The sequence below is a fragment of the Pseudomonas sp. A-RE-19 genome (assembly GCF_019956555.1).
In the GTDB taxonomy this organism is placed as follows: domain Bacteria; phylum Pseudomonadota; class Gammaproteobacteria; order Pseudomonadales; family Pseudomonadaceae; genus Aquipseudomonas.
The window spans coordinates 45567-60254 of record NZ_JAHBDQ010000014.1 but is presented as its reverse complement, the minus strand read 5'-3'; the positions used below and the strand labels follow the sequence as shown (position 1 = coordinate 60254).

Genomic DNA, 14688 nt, shown 5'->3' with positions numbered 1-14688 from the left:
GGAGCGGGCTTGCTCGCGAAGGCGGTGGGTCAGTCAACATCAATGTTGAATGTGATGGCCTCTTCGCGAGCAAGCCCGCTCCCACATTAGATTTCCGTTCCACCAGAGGGGAATGAGTTGTCAGTTATTTCCCGCCACTGCCCGCAACGCTTTCCCCACCACGGGTCAGGTAATAGGCGCCGAGAATCGGCAGCATGGTCACGATCATCACCAGCATTGCGACGACATTGGTCACCGGCACGTCCCGTGGGCGGCTGAGCTGGTTGAGCAGCCACAACGGCAAGGTGCGTTCATGGCCGGCGGTGAAGGTGGTGACGATGATTTCGTCGAACGACAGGGCGAACGCCAGCATGCCCCCGGCCAACAGCGCCGAGCCGAGGTTCGGCAGGACGATGTAGCGGAAGGTTTGCCAGCCATCGGCGCCAAGGTCCATCGACGCTTCGATCAAACTGTATGACGTGCGGCGCAAGCGGGCGATGACGTTGTTGTAGACGATCACCACACAGAAGGTCGCGTGACCGACGATGATGGTGAACATTCCTGGCTCGATTCCCAGGGTCTTGAAGGTCGCCAGCAAGGCGATCCCGGTGATGATCCCGGGCAGGGCGATCGGCAGGATCAGCATCAGCGAGATGCCTTGCTTGCCGAAGAAATCCCGCCGGTACAACGCCGCTGACGCGAGGGTGCCGAGGACCATCGCAATCAGCGTCGCGATGGAGGCGATCTGCAACGACAGCTTGATCGCATCCAGCACGTCAGGCCGGGAGAAGGCGACGCCGATCCACTTCAGGGTGAAGCCCTTGGGCGGAAAGCTGAACGCCGCGTCTTCGGTATTGAAGGCGTAAAGGAAGATGATCAGGATCGGGAAGTGCAGAAACACCAACCCGCCCCACGCCGCGATGCGCAGGCCTAAAGAAGCCTGATCTTGAGATGAGGAATCAGAGCGCATCGAAGGCCCCCAGACGTTTGACGATGGACAGGTAAATGGCGATCAGCACGATCGGCACCAGGGTAAAGGCCGCCGCCATCGGCATGTTGCCGATTGCCCCTTGCTGGGCGTAAACCATGCTGCCGATGAAGTAACCCGGCGGGCCCACCAGTTGCGGCACGATGAAGTCGCCCAGGGTCAGGGAAAAAGTGAAGATCGAACCGGCCGCGATGCCCGGAATCGACAGCGGCAGAATCACTTGCATGAAGGTCTGGCGCGGCTTGGCGCCGAGGTCCGCCGAGGCTTGTAGCAAGGAGGGCGGCAGGCGTTCCAGCGAAGCCTGGATCGGCAGGATCATGAACGGCAGCCAGATGTAGACGAACACCATGAACCGCCCCAGGTGCGAGGTCGACAAGGTGCTGCCGCCCACTCCCGGAATCCCGAGCACGAACTGCAACACGGGCTCCAGCCCCAGGTGCTGAACGAACCACTGGGCCACGCCGCCCTTGGCCAGCAGCAAAGTCCAGGCGTAAGCCTTGACGATGTAACTGGCCCACATCGGCATCATCACCGCGATGTAGAAAAACGCCTTAGTCTTGCCAGTGGTGTAACGCGCCATGTAGTAGGCGATCGGAAACGCCACCACGGCGCTGGCGATGGACACGATGACGGCCATGCTCAGGGTGCGCAGGATGATGTCGAAGTTCGACGGCTGGAACAGCGCAGCGAAATTCGCCAGGGTCAGGTCGGGGGTGACCGCCATGGTGAAGTCATCGAAGGTGTAGAAACCTTGCCACAGCAACGTCAGCAGCGAGCCGAGGTAAATCGCGCCGAACCACAGCAACGGCGGCACCAATAGCATCGATAAATACAGATTCGGCCGTCGGTACAGCAGGTTGGAAAACCGGCGCAACGGCGAGCCGCTGGTCGGGGTTCGAGTGAGCGTCACGCTGTTCATCTCACACCCCGCCCACAACATTGTCGTGCAGCGGGATCATCGCTTCGCGTGCCCAACGAGCGCTGATGCGTTGCCCGGTCTGATGTTGCGTGCTGACATCCAGCCACTGGACGTTGGCCTGGCTGATGTTCAACGTCTGGCCGTTTTCCAGCTTCAGTTCATAGCGGGTCGCACTGCCTTGGTACTGGATGTCATGCAGCAGACCGCTGACTTCGATTTCATGGCTGGCCAGCGGGCCTTCGGCGAAACGCACGTGTTCCGGGCGGATCGAAAACGGCTGTGGATTGCCACTCAACTGCCGCGCCAGATCGCCGCGAATCACATTGGAAGTGCCGACGAATTCGGCGACGAAGGTGGTTGCCGGTTTCATGTACAGGTTGCGCGGCGTGTCGACCTGTTCGATGCGGCCCTTGTTGAACACGGCCACGCGGTCGGACATCGACAGCGCTTCGGTCTGGTCGTGGGTGACGAAAATGAAGGTGATGCCGAGCTGGCGTTGCAGCTTCTTCAGCTCGCCTTGCATTTGCTCGCGCAGCTTCAGGTCGAGGGCGCCCAAGGGCTCGTCGAGCAACAACACGCGAGGGCGATTGACCAACGCGCGGGCCAGGGCCACACGCTGACGCTGACCGCCGGAAAGTTGAACCGGTTTGCGCTCGCCGTAGCCACCGAGGGCGACCATGTCGAGGGCTTCTTCGGCGCGTTTATGGCGTTCAGCCTTGCCGACGCCTTTGACTTTCAAGCCGTAGGCGACGTTGTCGAGGACGTTCATGTGCGGGAACAGCGCGTAATCCTGGAACACGGTGTTCACGTCACGCTGATACGGCGGCAACCCGGCGGCTTCGGCGCCATGAATACGGATGGAGCCAGCGCTCGGTTGTTCGAAACCGGCGATCAGGCGCAGGCAGGTGGTTTTGCCCGAGCCGGAAGGGCCCAGCATGGAAAAGAACTCGCCGTCCTGGATGTCGATGGAAACCCGGTCAACGGCCTTCACTTCGCCGAATTGACGGGAGACGTTGGTGAACTGGACTGCGAGGGTCATGGTGCGTGCTCCAAAGATCTGAATCTTTAAAAACATCGCGAGCAGGCTCGCTCCCACAGGGGAATGCGATCAAATGTGGGAGCGAGCCTGCTCGCGAAGAGGGCTTAACGACCGCCCATGATCGCGATGTAATCCTGGGTCCAGCGGCTATAAGGCACAAACTTGCCACCTTCAGCCTGCGGAGTTTTCCAGAAGGCGATCTTGTCGAACTGGTCGAAACCGTTGGTCTTGCACCCCTCGGCGCCCAACAGTTCGCTTTCCTTACATCCCGCCGGGACCGCCGGCAGCGAGCCGAACCAGGCGGACACATCGCCCTGGACCTTTGGCTTGAGCGACCAGTCCATCCACTTGTAAGCGCAGTTCGGGTGCTTGGCCTCGGCGTGCAACATGGTGGTGTCGGCCCACCCGGTGGCGCCTTCTTTCGGGATGGTCGAGGCGATCGGTTGTTTCTCGTTCATCAGGCCGTTGACCTGATAGGGCCAGGAGCTGGAGGCCACCACGCCTTCGTTCTTGAAGTCACTCATTTGCACGGTGGTGTCGTGCCAGTAGCGATGGATCAACTTTTGCTGAGCGCGCAGCAGATCAAGCACAGCCTTGTACTGGGCTTCGGTCAGCTCGTAGGGGTTCTGGATACCCAACTCCGGCTTGGTGCTCTTGAGGTACAGCGCCGCGTCGGCGATGTAGATCGGGCCGTCGTAGGCTTGCACCCGGCCTTTGTTGGGTTTGCCGTCAGGCAGGTTTTGCGCGTCGAATATCACGCTCCAGCTGGTTGGCGGTTGCTTGAACACGTTGGTGTTGTACATCAGCACGTTCGGGCCCCACTGGTACGGGGTGCCGTAAGTCTGCTTGTTGACCACATACCACGGTGCATCCTTCAGGCGCGGGTCGAGATTCTTCCAGTTGGGGATCAATGCGGTATTGATTGGCTGCACACGTTTACCGGCGATCAGGCGCAGGGAGGCGTCGCCGGACGCCGTCACCAGGTCATAACCGCCCTTGGCCATCAGGCTGACCATTTCATCGGACGTGCCGGCCGTCTTGACGTTGACCTTGCAGCCGGTTTCCTTCTCGAAACCGCTGACCCAGTCATAGGCCTTGTCTGTTTCGCCCCGTTCGATATAGCCAGGCCAGGCGACGATATCCAACTGTCCTTCGCCGGCGCCGACAGCTTTCAGCGGTTCGGCAGCCTGCAGGCTGGCGCTGGCCAGCAGCGCCGTGGTGATTGCACTGAGCAGTGCGGTCTTGTGCACGAACATGGGTGAACCCTCTTCTTTAAATTATGGTCGGGGCAGTTCTGAACGGGGGTGAAGCCAATGCCGTTATGGCTAATTGTTAGCGTAGTGCGCTTTTATAAATGCTGTCCGTGGCGGGCCATGATGTGTCGCACCACGCTGTAGTCCTGGAGCGAATCGCTGGATAGGTCCTTGCCATAGCCCGAACGCTTCAGGCCGCCGTGGGGCATTTCGCTGACCAGCATGAAATGGCTGTTGATCCAGGTGCAGCCGTACTGCAAGCGCGCCGCCACCTGCATGGCTTTGTCGAGGTTTTGGGTCCAGACGGAAGAGGCGAGGCCGTATTCCGAGTCGTTGGCCCAGTCCACTGCTTGTTCGAGTTCTTCGAAACGGGTCACGGTGACCACCGGCCCGAATACTTCGCGCTGGACGATCTCATCGCTCTGCCTGCACCCGGCCAACAAGGTGGGCTGGTAATAGAAGCCGGCACCGGAATGCACCGCCGCGCCGGTCACGCGCTCGATGTGCGGCTGACCGAGGGCTCGTTCGACGAAACTGGCCACGCGGTCGCGCTGGCGGGTACTGATCAACGGGCCGATCTCGTTGTCGGCATCGCGTTTACCGGCGAAGCGCAGGCTGCCGACCGCCGCGCCGAGTTCGGCCACCAGTCGGTCGTGAATTCCGGCTTGCGCATAAATCCGGCACGCCGCGGTGCAGTCCTGGCCGGCGTTGTAGTAACCATAAGTGCGCACGCCTTCGACTACGGCTTGAATGTCCGCATCGTTGCAGACGATCACCGGGGCCTTGCCGCCGAGCTCGAGATGGGTGCGTTTCAGGGTTTTCGCTGCGGCTTGCAGAATTTTTTGCCCGGTGACGATATCGCCGGTCAGCGACACCATGCGCACTTTCGGGTGGCTGACCAAATGGCTGCCGACGCCTTCACCGCCGCCGCAGATGATATTGATCACGCCGCGCGGCAGGATTTCGGCCAGCGCCGGTGCCAGCGCCAGAATCGACAGTGGCGTGTGTTCCGACGGTTTGAACACCAGCGTGTTGCCGGCGGCCAGGGCCGGGGCGATTTTCCACGCAGCCATCATGATCGGGTAGTTCCACGGCGCAATCGAGGCGACCACGCCAATCGGATCGCGACGGACCATGCTGGTGTAACCCGGCAGGTATTCGCCGCTGAGCTGGCCGGTCTGGCAGCGCACGGCGCCGGCAAAGAAGCGGAACACATCGACCGTGGCGCTCAAGTCATCTTGACGGGCCAGGTGCAACGGCTTGCCGCAGTTCAGGGATTCGAGGCGGGCGAGCAGGTCGGCGTTTTTTTCGATGGCGTTGGCGATGTCCAGCAACAGGTTCGAGCGTTGCTGCGGCGTGGTCCGCGACCAATTGGCAAAGGCGCGGTGGGCGGCGAGGATCGCGGCTTCGACCTGCTCGGTGCTCGCTTCCGCGATTTGGGTCAGTACTTCCCCGGTGGCCGGGTTGAGGATCGGTTCGACAAAGCCCTGACCCGCGACCAATTCGCCATCGATCAATAACGCGGTGAACAACGGGGTCTGCGCGCCAGCCATTTTTCGGGTTCTCTTTTCTTGTGTGGCCATGGGATTCCCTGTGACTGGGGCCGGCCGTCTTATAGATGCCTCAAGACTAGTGGCCGGGCCTGTGGTCGACAAATACTAAATACTGAAGGTGGCGTTCGATTAAATAGATGGCTTGCGCCCGCCGTGGGGTTGTTCGCGAGCGACGGTCAGAAACGGGTCCACCAAGGCTGGGCGCGCTGTGCCGCGACGCCAGGCCAGGCCTACGTCGAGGGTCTGGCTCAGGTCGGCGATCGGCCGCGCTTCGATGATGTCGCCCTCCAGAGACCACGGTCGGTAAGTCATATCGGGCTGGATCGAGACACCCAGTCCTGCGGCCACGAGACTTCGTACCGCTTCCGTCGAGGCTGTTCGCAACGTGATGCGCGGTTGCAGCGAGGCCGCAGACCACATGCGTTGCGCGTTGCGGTCCATTTCATCGACGTTCAATTGAATCAACGGTTCACGGGCCACGTCGGCGAGGTTGATGCTGTCGTGTTCCAGCAGCGGATGCTGGGCCGGCAGCCACAGCCGATGGGGCGAGTGAGTCAGCACTTCGGTCTGCAAGGCGTGACGGTCTTCGAGATTGGACAGGATCAGCACGCCGACATCGATCTCACCGCTGACCAGCAAATGCTCGATGTAGGGCCGCTCATCCTCCATCACCCGGAGCTCGACATTGGGGTAGGCGCGCTGGAAGCGGGTGAGTAAATCTGCGAGGTAATAGCCGGCCACCAGGCTGGTCACGCCGATGATCAATTGCCCGGCCACCTGATCGGTGCTCTGTTGCAGGCTGCGTTTGGCGTTGTCCACCGTCGCCAGAATCAGGTGCGCCTGGCGCAGGAATTGGTGGCCCTGGTGGGTCAGTGTCATGCCCTTGGCGTGGCGGTTGAACAGGCCGACGCCGATTTCCTGCTCCAATTGCTGGATCGCCAGGGTCAGGGTGGATTGAGAAATGAACGCGGTTTGTGCGGCGGCTGAGATCGAGCCGGTCTCGGCCACGGCGATGAAGTGACGGATCTGGCGCAAGGTCATCATGGGAAAGTACCCGGTGGGCGGTTTTTATAGATTTGATCGAGTGTATATCTTTTTAATCGATGGGCAGGGGCGAGCATTTGGCGTGGCAGGCAACATCTGGAAGCTGTACATCGCCAGCGTGATGTTGGTGGATGAGGAGAACTTCATGGAGAAGTCCTACCTCGATGAGCTGGCGCGGCAGTTGAAGCTGGAGCCGGGGTTGAAGGTGGAGTTGGAGAAGCAGGTGCGGCAGGCTTCTATATAGGTCTTTGGATCGCTTTCGCGGGCAAGCCTCGCTCCTACGGTTAATGGTCGTACGCCCCCTTGTCGTTCGACACAAATCTGTAGGAGCGAGGCTTGCCCGCGAAGGCAGTGTGTCAGGCAACGGATTTTTGGCTTGTGGCGAGAGGGCAAGCCCCTCACCACAAAGGTTCGTCAGGAACACCGCGTTATCGTTCTTCGCGAGCAAGCCCGCTCCCACAGGCCCTCGGCTATACTCCCCGGCAATTTGACTCGCCCCGAGGACTGACTGTGAAGAACTGGACGTTACGCCAACGCATCTTGGCGAGCTTTGCGGTAATTATCGCGATCATGCTGTTGATGGTCGTGGTGTCTTTTTCTCGGCTGATGAAGATCGACGCCGACGCAGAAACGGTCCGTACCGATGCGGTCCCCGGTGTGTATTTCAGTTCGATGATCCGCGGTGCCTGGGTCGACAGTTTTAACCTCACCCAACAGATTGTCGGCCTTTCCGGACGTCGCGAAATAACCGCCGCCGACCAAGCCATGTACAAGAGCTTCGAAGAGCGCTTGGACGAGCAGATGGCCAACTACCGCAAAACCATTTTCATGCAGGAGGATCAGGTCCTGTTCGATGAGTTCGAAGTGCGTCATCAGCTCTACAACAAAGAAATGGCCAACGTTCTCGATCTCTATCAGCGCAAAGAGTACGACGCCGCGCGCCTTGCCCTGGAGCAAAAACTTACGCCGGCCTGGAGCAATGGGCGCAAGCAGCTGAGCAGCCTTCTTGAAAACAATCACGCCCAGGCCGAAAAAGCCACGCTGGCCATTGGTGACGCGGTGACGGCCGCCAAAATCAGCATGGGCGTCTCTTTGCTGGTGGCGATTATCGTGGCTGGCCTCTGTGGTCTGTTGCTGATGCGCGCGATCATGGCGCCGATGAATCGCATCGTGGAGATCCTCGAAATCATGCGCACAGGCGATCTCAGCAGTCGTCTGGATCTTGATCGCAAGGATGAGTTCGGCGCGGTGGAAGTCGGCTTCAACGACATGATGACCGAGCTCACCTCGCTGGTATCCCAGGCGCAGCGCTCCTCGGTGCAGGTCACCACGTCGGTTACGGAAATCGCCGCGACGTCCAAGCAACAGCAGGCCACCGCCACCGAAACCGCGGCCACCACCACTGAAATCGGCGCGACATCCCGTGAAATTGCCGCCACCTCGCGGGACCTCGTGCGCACCATGACCGAAGTCTCCACCGCCGCTGACCAGGCTTCGGTGCTGGCCGGTTCCGGGCAGCAAGGCCTGGCGCGCATGGAAGACACCATGCATTCGGTGATGGGCGCGGCGGATCTGGTGAACGCTAAACTGGCGATCCTCAACGAGAAGGCCGGCAACATCAATCAGGTGGTGGTGACCATCGTCAAAGTCGCCGACCAGACCAACCTGTTGTCCCTGAACGCTGCAATCGAAGCCGAGAAGGCCGGTGAATATGGTCGCGGGTTTGCCGTGGTCGCCACCGAGGTGCGGCGTCTGGCGGACCAAACCGCTGTGGCCACCTACGACATCGAGCAGATGGTGCGCGAGATTCAGTCGGCGGTGTCGGCCGGGGTCATGGGCATGGACAAATTCTCCGAAGAAGTGCGCCGTGGCATGTCCGAGGTGCAGTCGGTGGGCGAGCAGTTGTCGCAGATCATCCATCAGGTTCAGGCGCTGGCGCCACGGGTGTTGATGGTCAACGAAGGCATGCAGGCCCAGGCCACGGGCGCCGAGCAGATCAACCACGCGCTGGTGCAGTTGGGTGACGCCAGCAGCCAGACCGTCGAATCCCTGCGTCAGGCCAGTTTCGCCATCGACGAATTGAGCCAGGTGGCCGTGGGGCTGCGTGGCGGCGTTTCGCGATTCAAAGTCTGATGAGCGAACTCGCGGTCAAACGCGGCGCGGTGCTGCCGGTGAAGCAGTCGTTGTTTCTGGTGTTCCGCATCGGCAACGAGCGCTATGCCTTGCAGGCCATCGAGGTGGCCGAAGTGCTGTCGCATCTGCCGTTGAAGCCCATTCCCCGGGCGCCGGGCTGGGTGGCGGGGGTGTTCGCCTATCGTGGCGCGGTGGTGCCGGTGATCGACCTCAGCGCCCTGACGTTCGGCCAACCGGCCCAGGCCCGCACCAGCACGCGACTGGTGCTGGTGCACTATCGGCCGGATGAGGCGGCGCCGGCGCAATTGCTCGGGCTGATTCTGGAACAGGTCACCGACACGTTGCGCTGCAGTCCGGCGGACTTTCAGCCTTATGGCCTGGACAATCGCCAGGCGCCGTACCTGGGGCCGGTGCGCGAAGACGCCCAGGGTTTACTGCAATGGGTGCGGGTTGCCGATTTGCTGGACGCACAGGTTCGGGCCTTGTTGTTTCCCTCGCCGCCGCTGGACCTGGCGCAGTTTGAGGAGCAGGGATGAGCAGCGATCAACGGTTTTTCGATTTCCTCAAAGAACGTATCGGCCTCGATGTGGGCTCGGTCGGCCCGGCGATCATCGAACGCGCGGTGCGCCAGCGCATCACGGCGGCCCGGGCGCTGACGGCCGATGAGTACTGGCACACCCTGCTGGGCTCGCGGGATGAACAACAGGCGCTGATCGAAGCGGTGATCGTCCCCGAGACTTGGTTTTTCCGGTACCCGGAGTCCTTCGCCACGCTGGCGAAACTGGCGGCCAAGCGGCTGGTGGCGATCAACAACATGCGCGCCCTGCGGATTCTCAGCCTGCCGTGCTCTACCGGCGAAGAACCGTACTCCATCGCCATGGCGTTGCTCGATGCCGGGCTGGCACCGCACCAGTTCAAGGTCGACGGCATGGATGTCAGCCCGCTGTCGGTGGAGAAGGCCAGGCTCGCGCTGTATGGCAAGAATTCGTTTCGCGGCCAGGACGTCGAGTTTCGCGAGCGGCATTTCGCCGCTGAAAACGACAACTATCGCCTCAGCGGGCGCGTGCTTGAGCAGGTGCGTTTGCAGGTCGGCAATCTGCTGGACCCGACGTTGCTGGCCAATGAACCGCCCTATGACTTCGTGTTCTGTCGCAATTTGCTGATCTATTTCGATCAGCCGACCCAGCAGCAGGTGTTCGAAGTGCTCAAGCGCCTGACCCACGTCGACGGCGTGCTGTTTATCGGCCCGGCGGAGGGCAGTCTGCTGGGGCGTTTCGGTATGCGCTCGATTGGTATCCCGCAGTCGTTTGCCTTCAGTCGTCAAAGTGCGCCTGAATCGTTCGCGACCTTCGTGCCGACGCCGTTGCCGATGCAACAGCCAGTGCGCAACGTGACTCCGCCGCCCATGCGCAGTCGGCCTTTCGCGACGGTCGTGCCGATGCCTCAGGTTGCCGCCCCCTCTTCGCAAGCCACCCCTTCGGACGCCGCCACGCTGCTGGCGAACATCGCGGCGCTGGCCAATGAAGGCAAAAGTGCCGAGGCCCGCGCCGCGTGCGAGCGTTTTTTGCGCAGTCACGAACCGGTGGCCCAGGTGTTCTGCTGGTTGGGGCTGCTCAGCGATGTCGCCGGCAGTGCCCTGGAGGCCCAGGGTTTTTATCGCAAGGCGTTGTACCTCGAACCGCAACACCCCGACGCGTTGATGCACCTGGCCGCCTTGCTGCAATCCCAGGGCGACACGGCGGGAGCCAGACGATTGCAGGCCCGTGCCGCCCGCAGCGAGCGTGCCGCAGACAGTGAGCGTAAACGATGAGCGCTTCCGACATCTTGAGCGTCACCCATGAAGATGCCCAGGCCATTGACGACTGCTGGAACCGCATCGGTATCCACGGCGACAAATCCTGCCCGCTGCTGAGCGACCATATTCATTGCCGCAATTGTGCGGTGTATTCGGCTGCCGCCACGCGCTTGCTCGATCGCTACGCCTTGCAGCAGGAAGACCGCGGGCAGGTCTCGACTGTGGCCGAGAGCGACGTGAAAACCCGCTCGCTGCTGATGTTTCGCCTCGGCGAAGAATGGTTGGGCCTGGCCACTCGCAGTCTGGTCGAAGTGGCGCCACTGCAAGCAATTCACTCCTTGCCGCATCAGCGCTCCCGGGCGTTGCTTGGCGTGGCGAATGTGCGCGGTGCCTTGGTGGCGTGCCTGTCGCTGGTAGAGCTGCTGGGGCTCGACGCCACCAGTGGCGTGGCCGGCGCGCGGGTGATGCCGCGGATGCTGATCATCGCCGCCCACGGCGGGCCGGTGGTGGTGCCGGTGGACGAGGTGGACGGGATTCACGCCATCGACGAGTGCATTCTCGATGCCGCGTCTCAGTCCGGCGCCCAGGCCAGCGCCAAATACACCCGTGGCGTCTTGCAATTCAAAGGTCGCAGCCTGCGTTGGCTGGATGAAGAACAGTTGCTGTCCGCCGTGACCCGGAGCCTCACATGACCCCCGAGCAAATGCGTGACGCCTCTTTGCTGGAACTGTTCAGCATGGAAGCCGAGGCCCAGACCCTGGTGCTGAGCGCAGGTCTTTTGGCGCTTGAACGCGATCCGACCCAGGCCGATTACCTTGAATCGTGCATGCGTGCGGCCCATTCGCTCAAGGGCGCGGCGCGGATTGTCGGTGTCGATGCCGGGGTCAGCGTTGCCCATGTGATGGAGGATTACCTGGTCAGCGCCCAGGAAGGGCGCTTGTACCTGCGGCCCGAATACATTGATGCGCTGTTGCAAGGCACCGATCTGCTGATGCGGATTGCGACGCCGGGCAATGCTCCTGCGCCTGCGGATGTCGAAGCTTACGTCGTTTTGATGGGACGGCTGCTTGATCACATGGCGGCCACTGCCCCCATCGCGCCGCCGATGGCAGAACTTCAGCTGGAACCGCCGACGCCCAAGGTTGAGCCGCCCGTGTCGGCCACTACCGAAGCGCCCCCGGCAGCGCCCGCCGAGCCAGCGCCCATGGCTAAACGCACCACCGAAAGTGGCGAACGCGTATTGCGCGTCACGGCCGAGCGCTTGAACAGCCTGCTCGACCTGTCGAGTAAATCCCTGGTGGAGACCCAGCGGCTCAAGCCGCACCTGGCCACCATGCAGCGCCTCAAACGCATGCAGAGCAACGGCCTGCGGGCGCTGGAAAGTCTCAACGTCCATCTCAAGGATCATGCCTTGAGCCTCGAAGCCCAGGAAGCTCTGGGCGATGCCCGCCGATTGCTGGCGGAGTCCCAGCAGTTGCTGGTGGAAAAAAACGCCGAGCTGGATGAGTTCGCCTGGCACGCCAGTCAGCGTGCGCAGGTGTTGTATGACACGGCGCTGGCCTGCCGCATGCGGCCGTTCGCCGACGTACTGAGCGGGCAAGTGCGTATGGTCCGCGATCTTGGCCGCAGCCTCGGTAAGCAGGTGCGGCTGGAGATCGAGGGCGACAAGACTCAAGTCGATCGCGACGTACTGGAAAAACTCGAAGCGCCGCTGACGCACCTGCTGCGCAATGCGGTGGATCACGGCATCGAAATGCCCGAACAACGGTTATTGGCCGGTAAGCCGGAGGAAGGCCTGATCCGTTTGCGCGCGTCCCATCAGGCCGGTCTGCTGGTGTTGGAGCTCAGCGATGACGGCAATGGCGTCGACCTGGAAAAGCTTCGCCGCAACATCGTCGAGCGGCAGTTATCCCCAGCCGAGACTGCCGCCCAATTGAGCGAAGAGGAGCTGCTGACATTCCTGTTCCTGCCGGGTTTCAGCCTGCGCGACACGGTCACCGAAGTTTCCGGGCGTGGCGTTGGCCTGGATGCGGTTCAGCACATGGTTCGCCAATTGCGCGGCGCCGTGATGCTGGAACAGACGGCGGGCGAGGGCAGTCGCTTTCATCTCGAGGTGCCGCTGACGCTGTCGGTGGTGCGCAGCCTGGTGGTGGACGTCGGCGATGAGGCGTATGCCTTCCCGCTGGCGCATATCGAGCGCATGTGCGACCTGGCGCCGGAGGACATCGTGCAGGTCGAAGGGCGCCAGCATTTCTGGCATGAAGGCCGGCATGTCGGGCTGGTCGCCGCCAGTCAGCTGTTGCATCGGCCGGCGAACCAGAACAGCGCGCAAACCCTCAAAGTCGTGGTCATCCGCGAGCGCGAGGCGATCTACGGGGTGGCGGTCGAGCGGTTTATCGGCGAGCGAACGCTGGTGGTACTGCCGCTGGACGAGCGTCTGGGCAAGGTGCAGGACATTTCCGCGGGGGCCTTGCTCGACGACGGTTCGGTGGTGCTGATCGTCGACGTCGAAGACATGCTGCGTTCGGTCGATAAACTGCTCAATACCGGGCGTCTGGAGCGCATCGCCCGACACGCCAATCAGGCGGTCGAAGCGGCGCGTAAACGGATTCTGGTGGTCGACGATTCCCTGACCGTTCGTGAGTTGCAGCGCAAACTGCTGCTCAATCGCGGCTATGACGTCGCCGTGGCGGTGGACGGTATGGATGGCTGGAATGCCTTGCGTTCGGAGGACTTCGATCTGCTGATCACCGACATCGACATGCCGCGCATGGATGGCATCGAGCTGGTGTCTTTATTGCGCCGCGACAACCGTTTGCAATCGCTGCCAGTGATGGTGGTGTCCTACAAGGACCGTGAAGAAGACCGCCGTCGTGGACTGGACGCCGGAGCCGACTATTATCTAGCCAAAGCGAGTTTTCATGATGACGCTTTGCTGGATGCAGTGGTTGAGCTCATTGGAGGCGCGCGGGCATGAAAATCGCCATCGTCAACGACATGCCCATGGCCGTGGAGGCTTTGCGCCGCGCGTTGGCATTCGAGCCGGCGCACGAGGTGGTCTGGGTCGCCGGCAACGGGGCCGAGGCGGTGCAGCGTTGCACTGAATACACCCCGGATCTGATCCTGATGGATTTGATCATGCCGTTGATGGATGGCGTGGAAGCGACCCGGCGGATCATGGCCGAGACCCCCTGCGCGATTGTCATTGTCACCGTCGACCGCCAGCAGAACGTGCATCGGGTGTTCGAAGCCATGGGCTACGGCGCGCTGGATGTGGTCGATACCCCCGCGCTGGGGGCCGGCAATGCTCAGGAAGCCGCCGCACCGCTGCTGCGCAAGATCATGAACATTGGCTGGTTGATTGGTGACCAGAGCAATCGGGTGCGATCGGCGCCGAGCCCGCATCGTCATTCGGCCTCGCGCCAGCGCCTGGTGGCCATTGGTTCCTCCGCTGGCGGACCGGCGGCGCTGGAAGTGCTGCTCAAGGGCCTGCCGCGAGATTTTTCGGCGGCCATCGTGCTGGTCCAGCATGTGGATCAGGTGTTCGCCGCCGGCATGGCCGAATGGCTGGCCAGTGCCAGTGGCCTGGACGTGCGCCTGGCCCAGGAAGGCGAACCGCCGCAAAGCGGCACGGTCCTGCTGGCCGGCACCAACCACCATATTCGCCTGCTCAAAAATGGCACGCTGGCCTACACCGCCGAACCGGTCAACGAGATCTATCGGCCTTCGATCGATGTGTTTTTCGAGAGTGTGGCCAGTTACTGGAGCGGTGACGCCGTGGGCGTGCTGCTGACCGGTATGGGGCGCGATGGCGCGCAGGGGCTTAAACTCATGCGCCAACAGGGCTACCTGACCATCGCTCAGGACCAACACAGCAGTGCGGTGTACGGCATGCCGAAGGCGGCCGCGGCCATCGATGCGGCTGTGGAAGTTCGCCCACTGGACAAGATAGCGCCACGATTGCTGGAGATTTTCCCAAAATGAC

12 protein-coding genes and 1 pseudogene are annotated in these 14688 nt (G+C 61.8%); 7 read left to right on the top strand and 6 right to left on the bottom strand.

What is annotated here, in order from left to right; translation table 11 throughout:
* Positions 1-124 precede the first annotated feature (124 nt).
* The 6 genes from KGB14_RS11380 to KGB14_RS11355 all read right to left on the bottom strand — a co-directional run bounded on the left by KGB14_RS11380 (position 125) and on the right by KGB14_RS11355 (position 6775).
* On the bottom strand, positions 125-949 hold the full coding sequence (locus KGB14_RS11380; RefSeq protein WP_223486585.1) for an ABC transporter permease: 825 nt from the start codon (positions 947-949) through the stop codon (positions 125-127).
* On the bottom strand, positions 939-1886 hold the full coding sequence (locus KGB14_RS11375) for an ABC transporter permease (RefSeq protein ID WP_223486583.1): 948 nt from the start codon (positions 1884-1886) through the stop codon (positions 939-941). The genes KGB14_RS11380 and KGB14_RS11375 overlap by 11 nt, the downstream gene beginning before the upstream one ends.
* A gap of 1 nt (position 1887) precedes the next feature.
* Positions 1888-2925 carry an ABC transporter ATP-binding protein gene (locus tag KGB14_RS11370; RefSeq protein ID WP_223486581.1) on the bottom strand — a complete coding sequence of 346 codons (1038 nt, stop codon included), beginning with the start codon at positions 2923-2925 and terminating at the stop codon, positions 1888-1890.
* Positions 2926-3029: 104 nt separating this feature from the next.
* Positions 3030-4181 (bottom strand): putative ABC transporter substrate-binding protein YdcS, encoded by a 1152-nt coding sequence (gene ydcS, locus KGB14_RS11365; RefSeq protein ID WP_223486579.1) that lies wholly within the window; start codon positions 4179-4181, stop codon positions 3030-3032.
* A gap of 92 nt (positions 4182-4273) precedes the next feature.
* Positions 4274-5761 carry a gamma-aminobutyraldehyde dehydrogenase gene (locus KGB14_RS11360; RefSeq protein ID WP_223486577.1) on the bottom strand — a complete coding sequence of 496 codons (1488 nt, stop codon included), beginning with the start codon at positions 5759-5761 and terminating at the stop codon, positions 4274-4276.
* Positions 5762-5860: 99 nt separating this feature from the next.
* The gene (locus KGB14_RS11355) at positions 5861-6775 is read right to left on the bottom strand and encodes a LysR family transcriptional regulator (protein WP_223486575.1); all 915 of its coding nucleotides are present in this window, start codon (positions 6773-6775) and stop codon (positions 5861-5863) included.
* A 103-nt stretch (positions 6776-6878) separates the two neighbouring features.
* On the opposite strand from KGB14_RS11355, the pseudogene KGB14_RS11350 reads away from it, so the two are divergent.
* The 7 genes and pseudogenes from KGB14_RS11350 to KGB14_RS11320 form a co-directional block, all read left to right on the top strand.
* Positions 6879-7019, top strand: a pseudogene (locus tag KGB14_RS11350) (DUF533 domain-containing protein); the annotation flags it as partial.
* A 266-nt stretch (positions 7020-7285) separates the two neighbouring features.
* On the top strand, positions 7286-8908 hold the full coding sequence (locus KGB14_RS11345; RefSeq protein ID WP_223486573.1) for a methyl-accepting chemotaxis protein: 1623 nt from the start codon (positions 7286-7288) through the stop codon (positions 8906-8908).
* Positions 8908-9444 (top strand): chemotaxis protein CheW, encoded by a 537-nt coding sequence (locus KGB14_RS11340; RefSeq protein WP_223486571.1) that lies wholly within the window; start codon positions 8908-8910, stop codon positions 9442-9444. Before KGB14_RS11345 ends, KGB14_RS11340 begins: the two co-directional genes overlap by 1 nt.
* The gene (locus KGB14_RS11335; protein WP_223486569.1) at positions 9441-10718 is read left to right on the top strand and encodes a CheR family methyltransferase; all 1278 of its coding nucleotides are present in this window, start codon (positions 9441-9443) and stop codon (positions 10716-10718) included. Before KGB14_RS11340 ends, KGB14_RS11335 begins: the two co-directional genes overlap by 4 nt.
* A complete protein-coding gene (locus KGB14_RS11330; protein WP_223486567.1) occupies positions 10715-11395 on the top strand; it encodes a chemotaxis protein CheW in 681 nt (226 codons plus the stop codon). The genes KGB14_RS11335 and KGB14_RS11330 overlap by 4 nt, the downstream gene beginning before the upstream one ends.
* A complete protein-coding gene (locus KGB14_RS11325; protein WP_223486565.1) occupies positions 11392-13680 on the top strand; it encodes a hybrid sensor histidine kinase/response regulator in 2289 nt (762 codons plus the stop codon). Before KGB14_RS11330 ends, KGB14_RS11325 begins: the two co-directional genes overlap by 4 nt.
* On the top strand, positions 13677-14687 hold the full coding sequence (locus KGB14_RS11320; protein WP_223486563.1) for a chemotaxis response regulator protein-glutamate methylesterase: 1011 nt from the start codon (positions 13677-13679) through the stop codon (positions 14685-14687). The genes KGB14_RS11325 and KGB14_RS11320 overlap by 4 nt, the downstream gene beginning before the upstream one ends.
* Position 14688 lies beyond the last annotated feature (1 nt).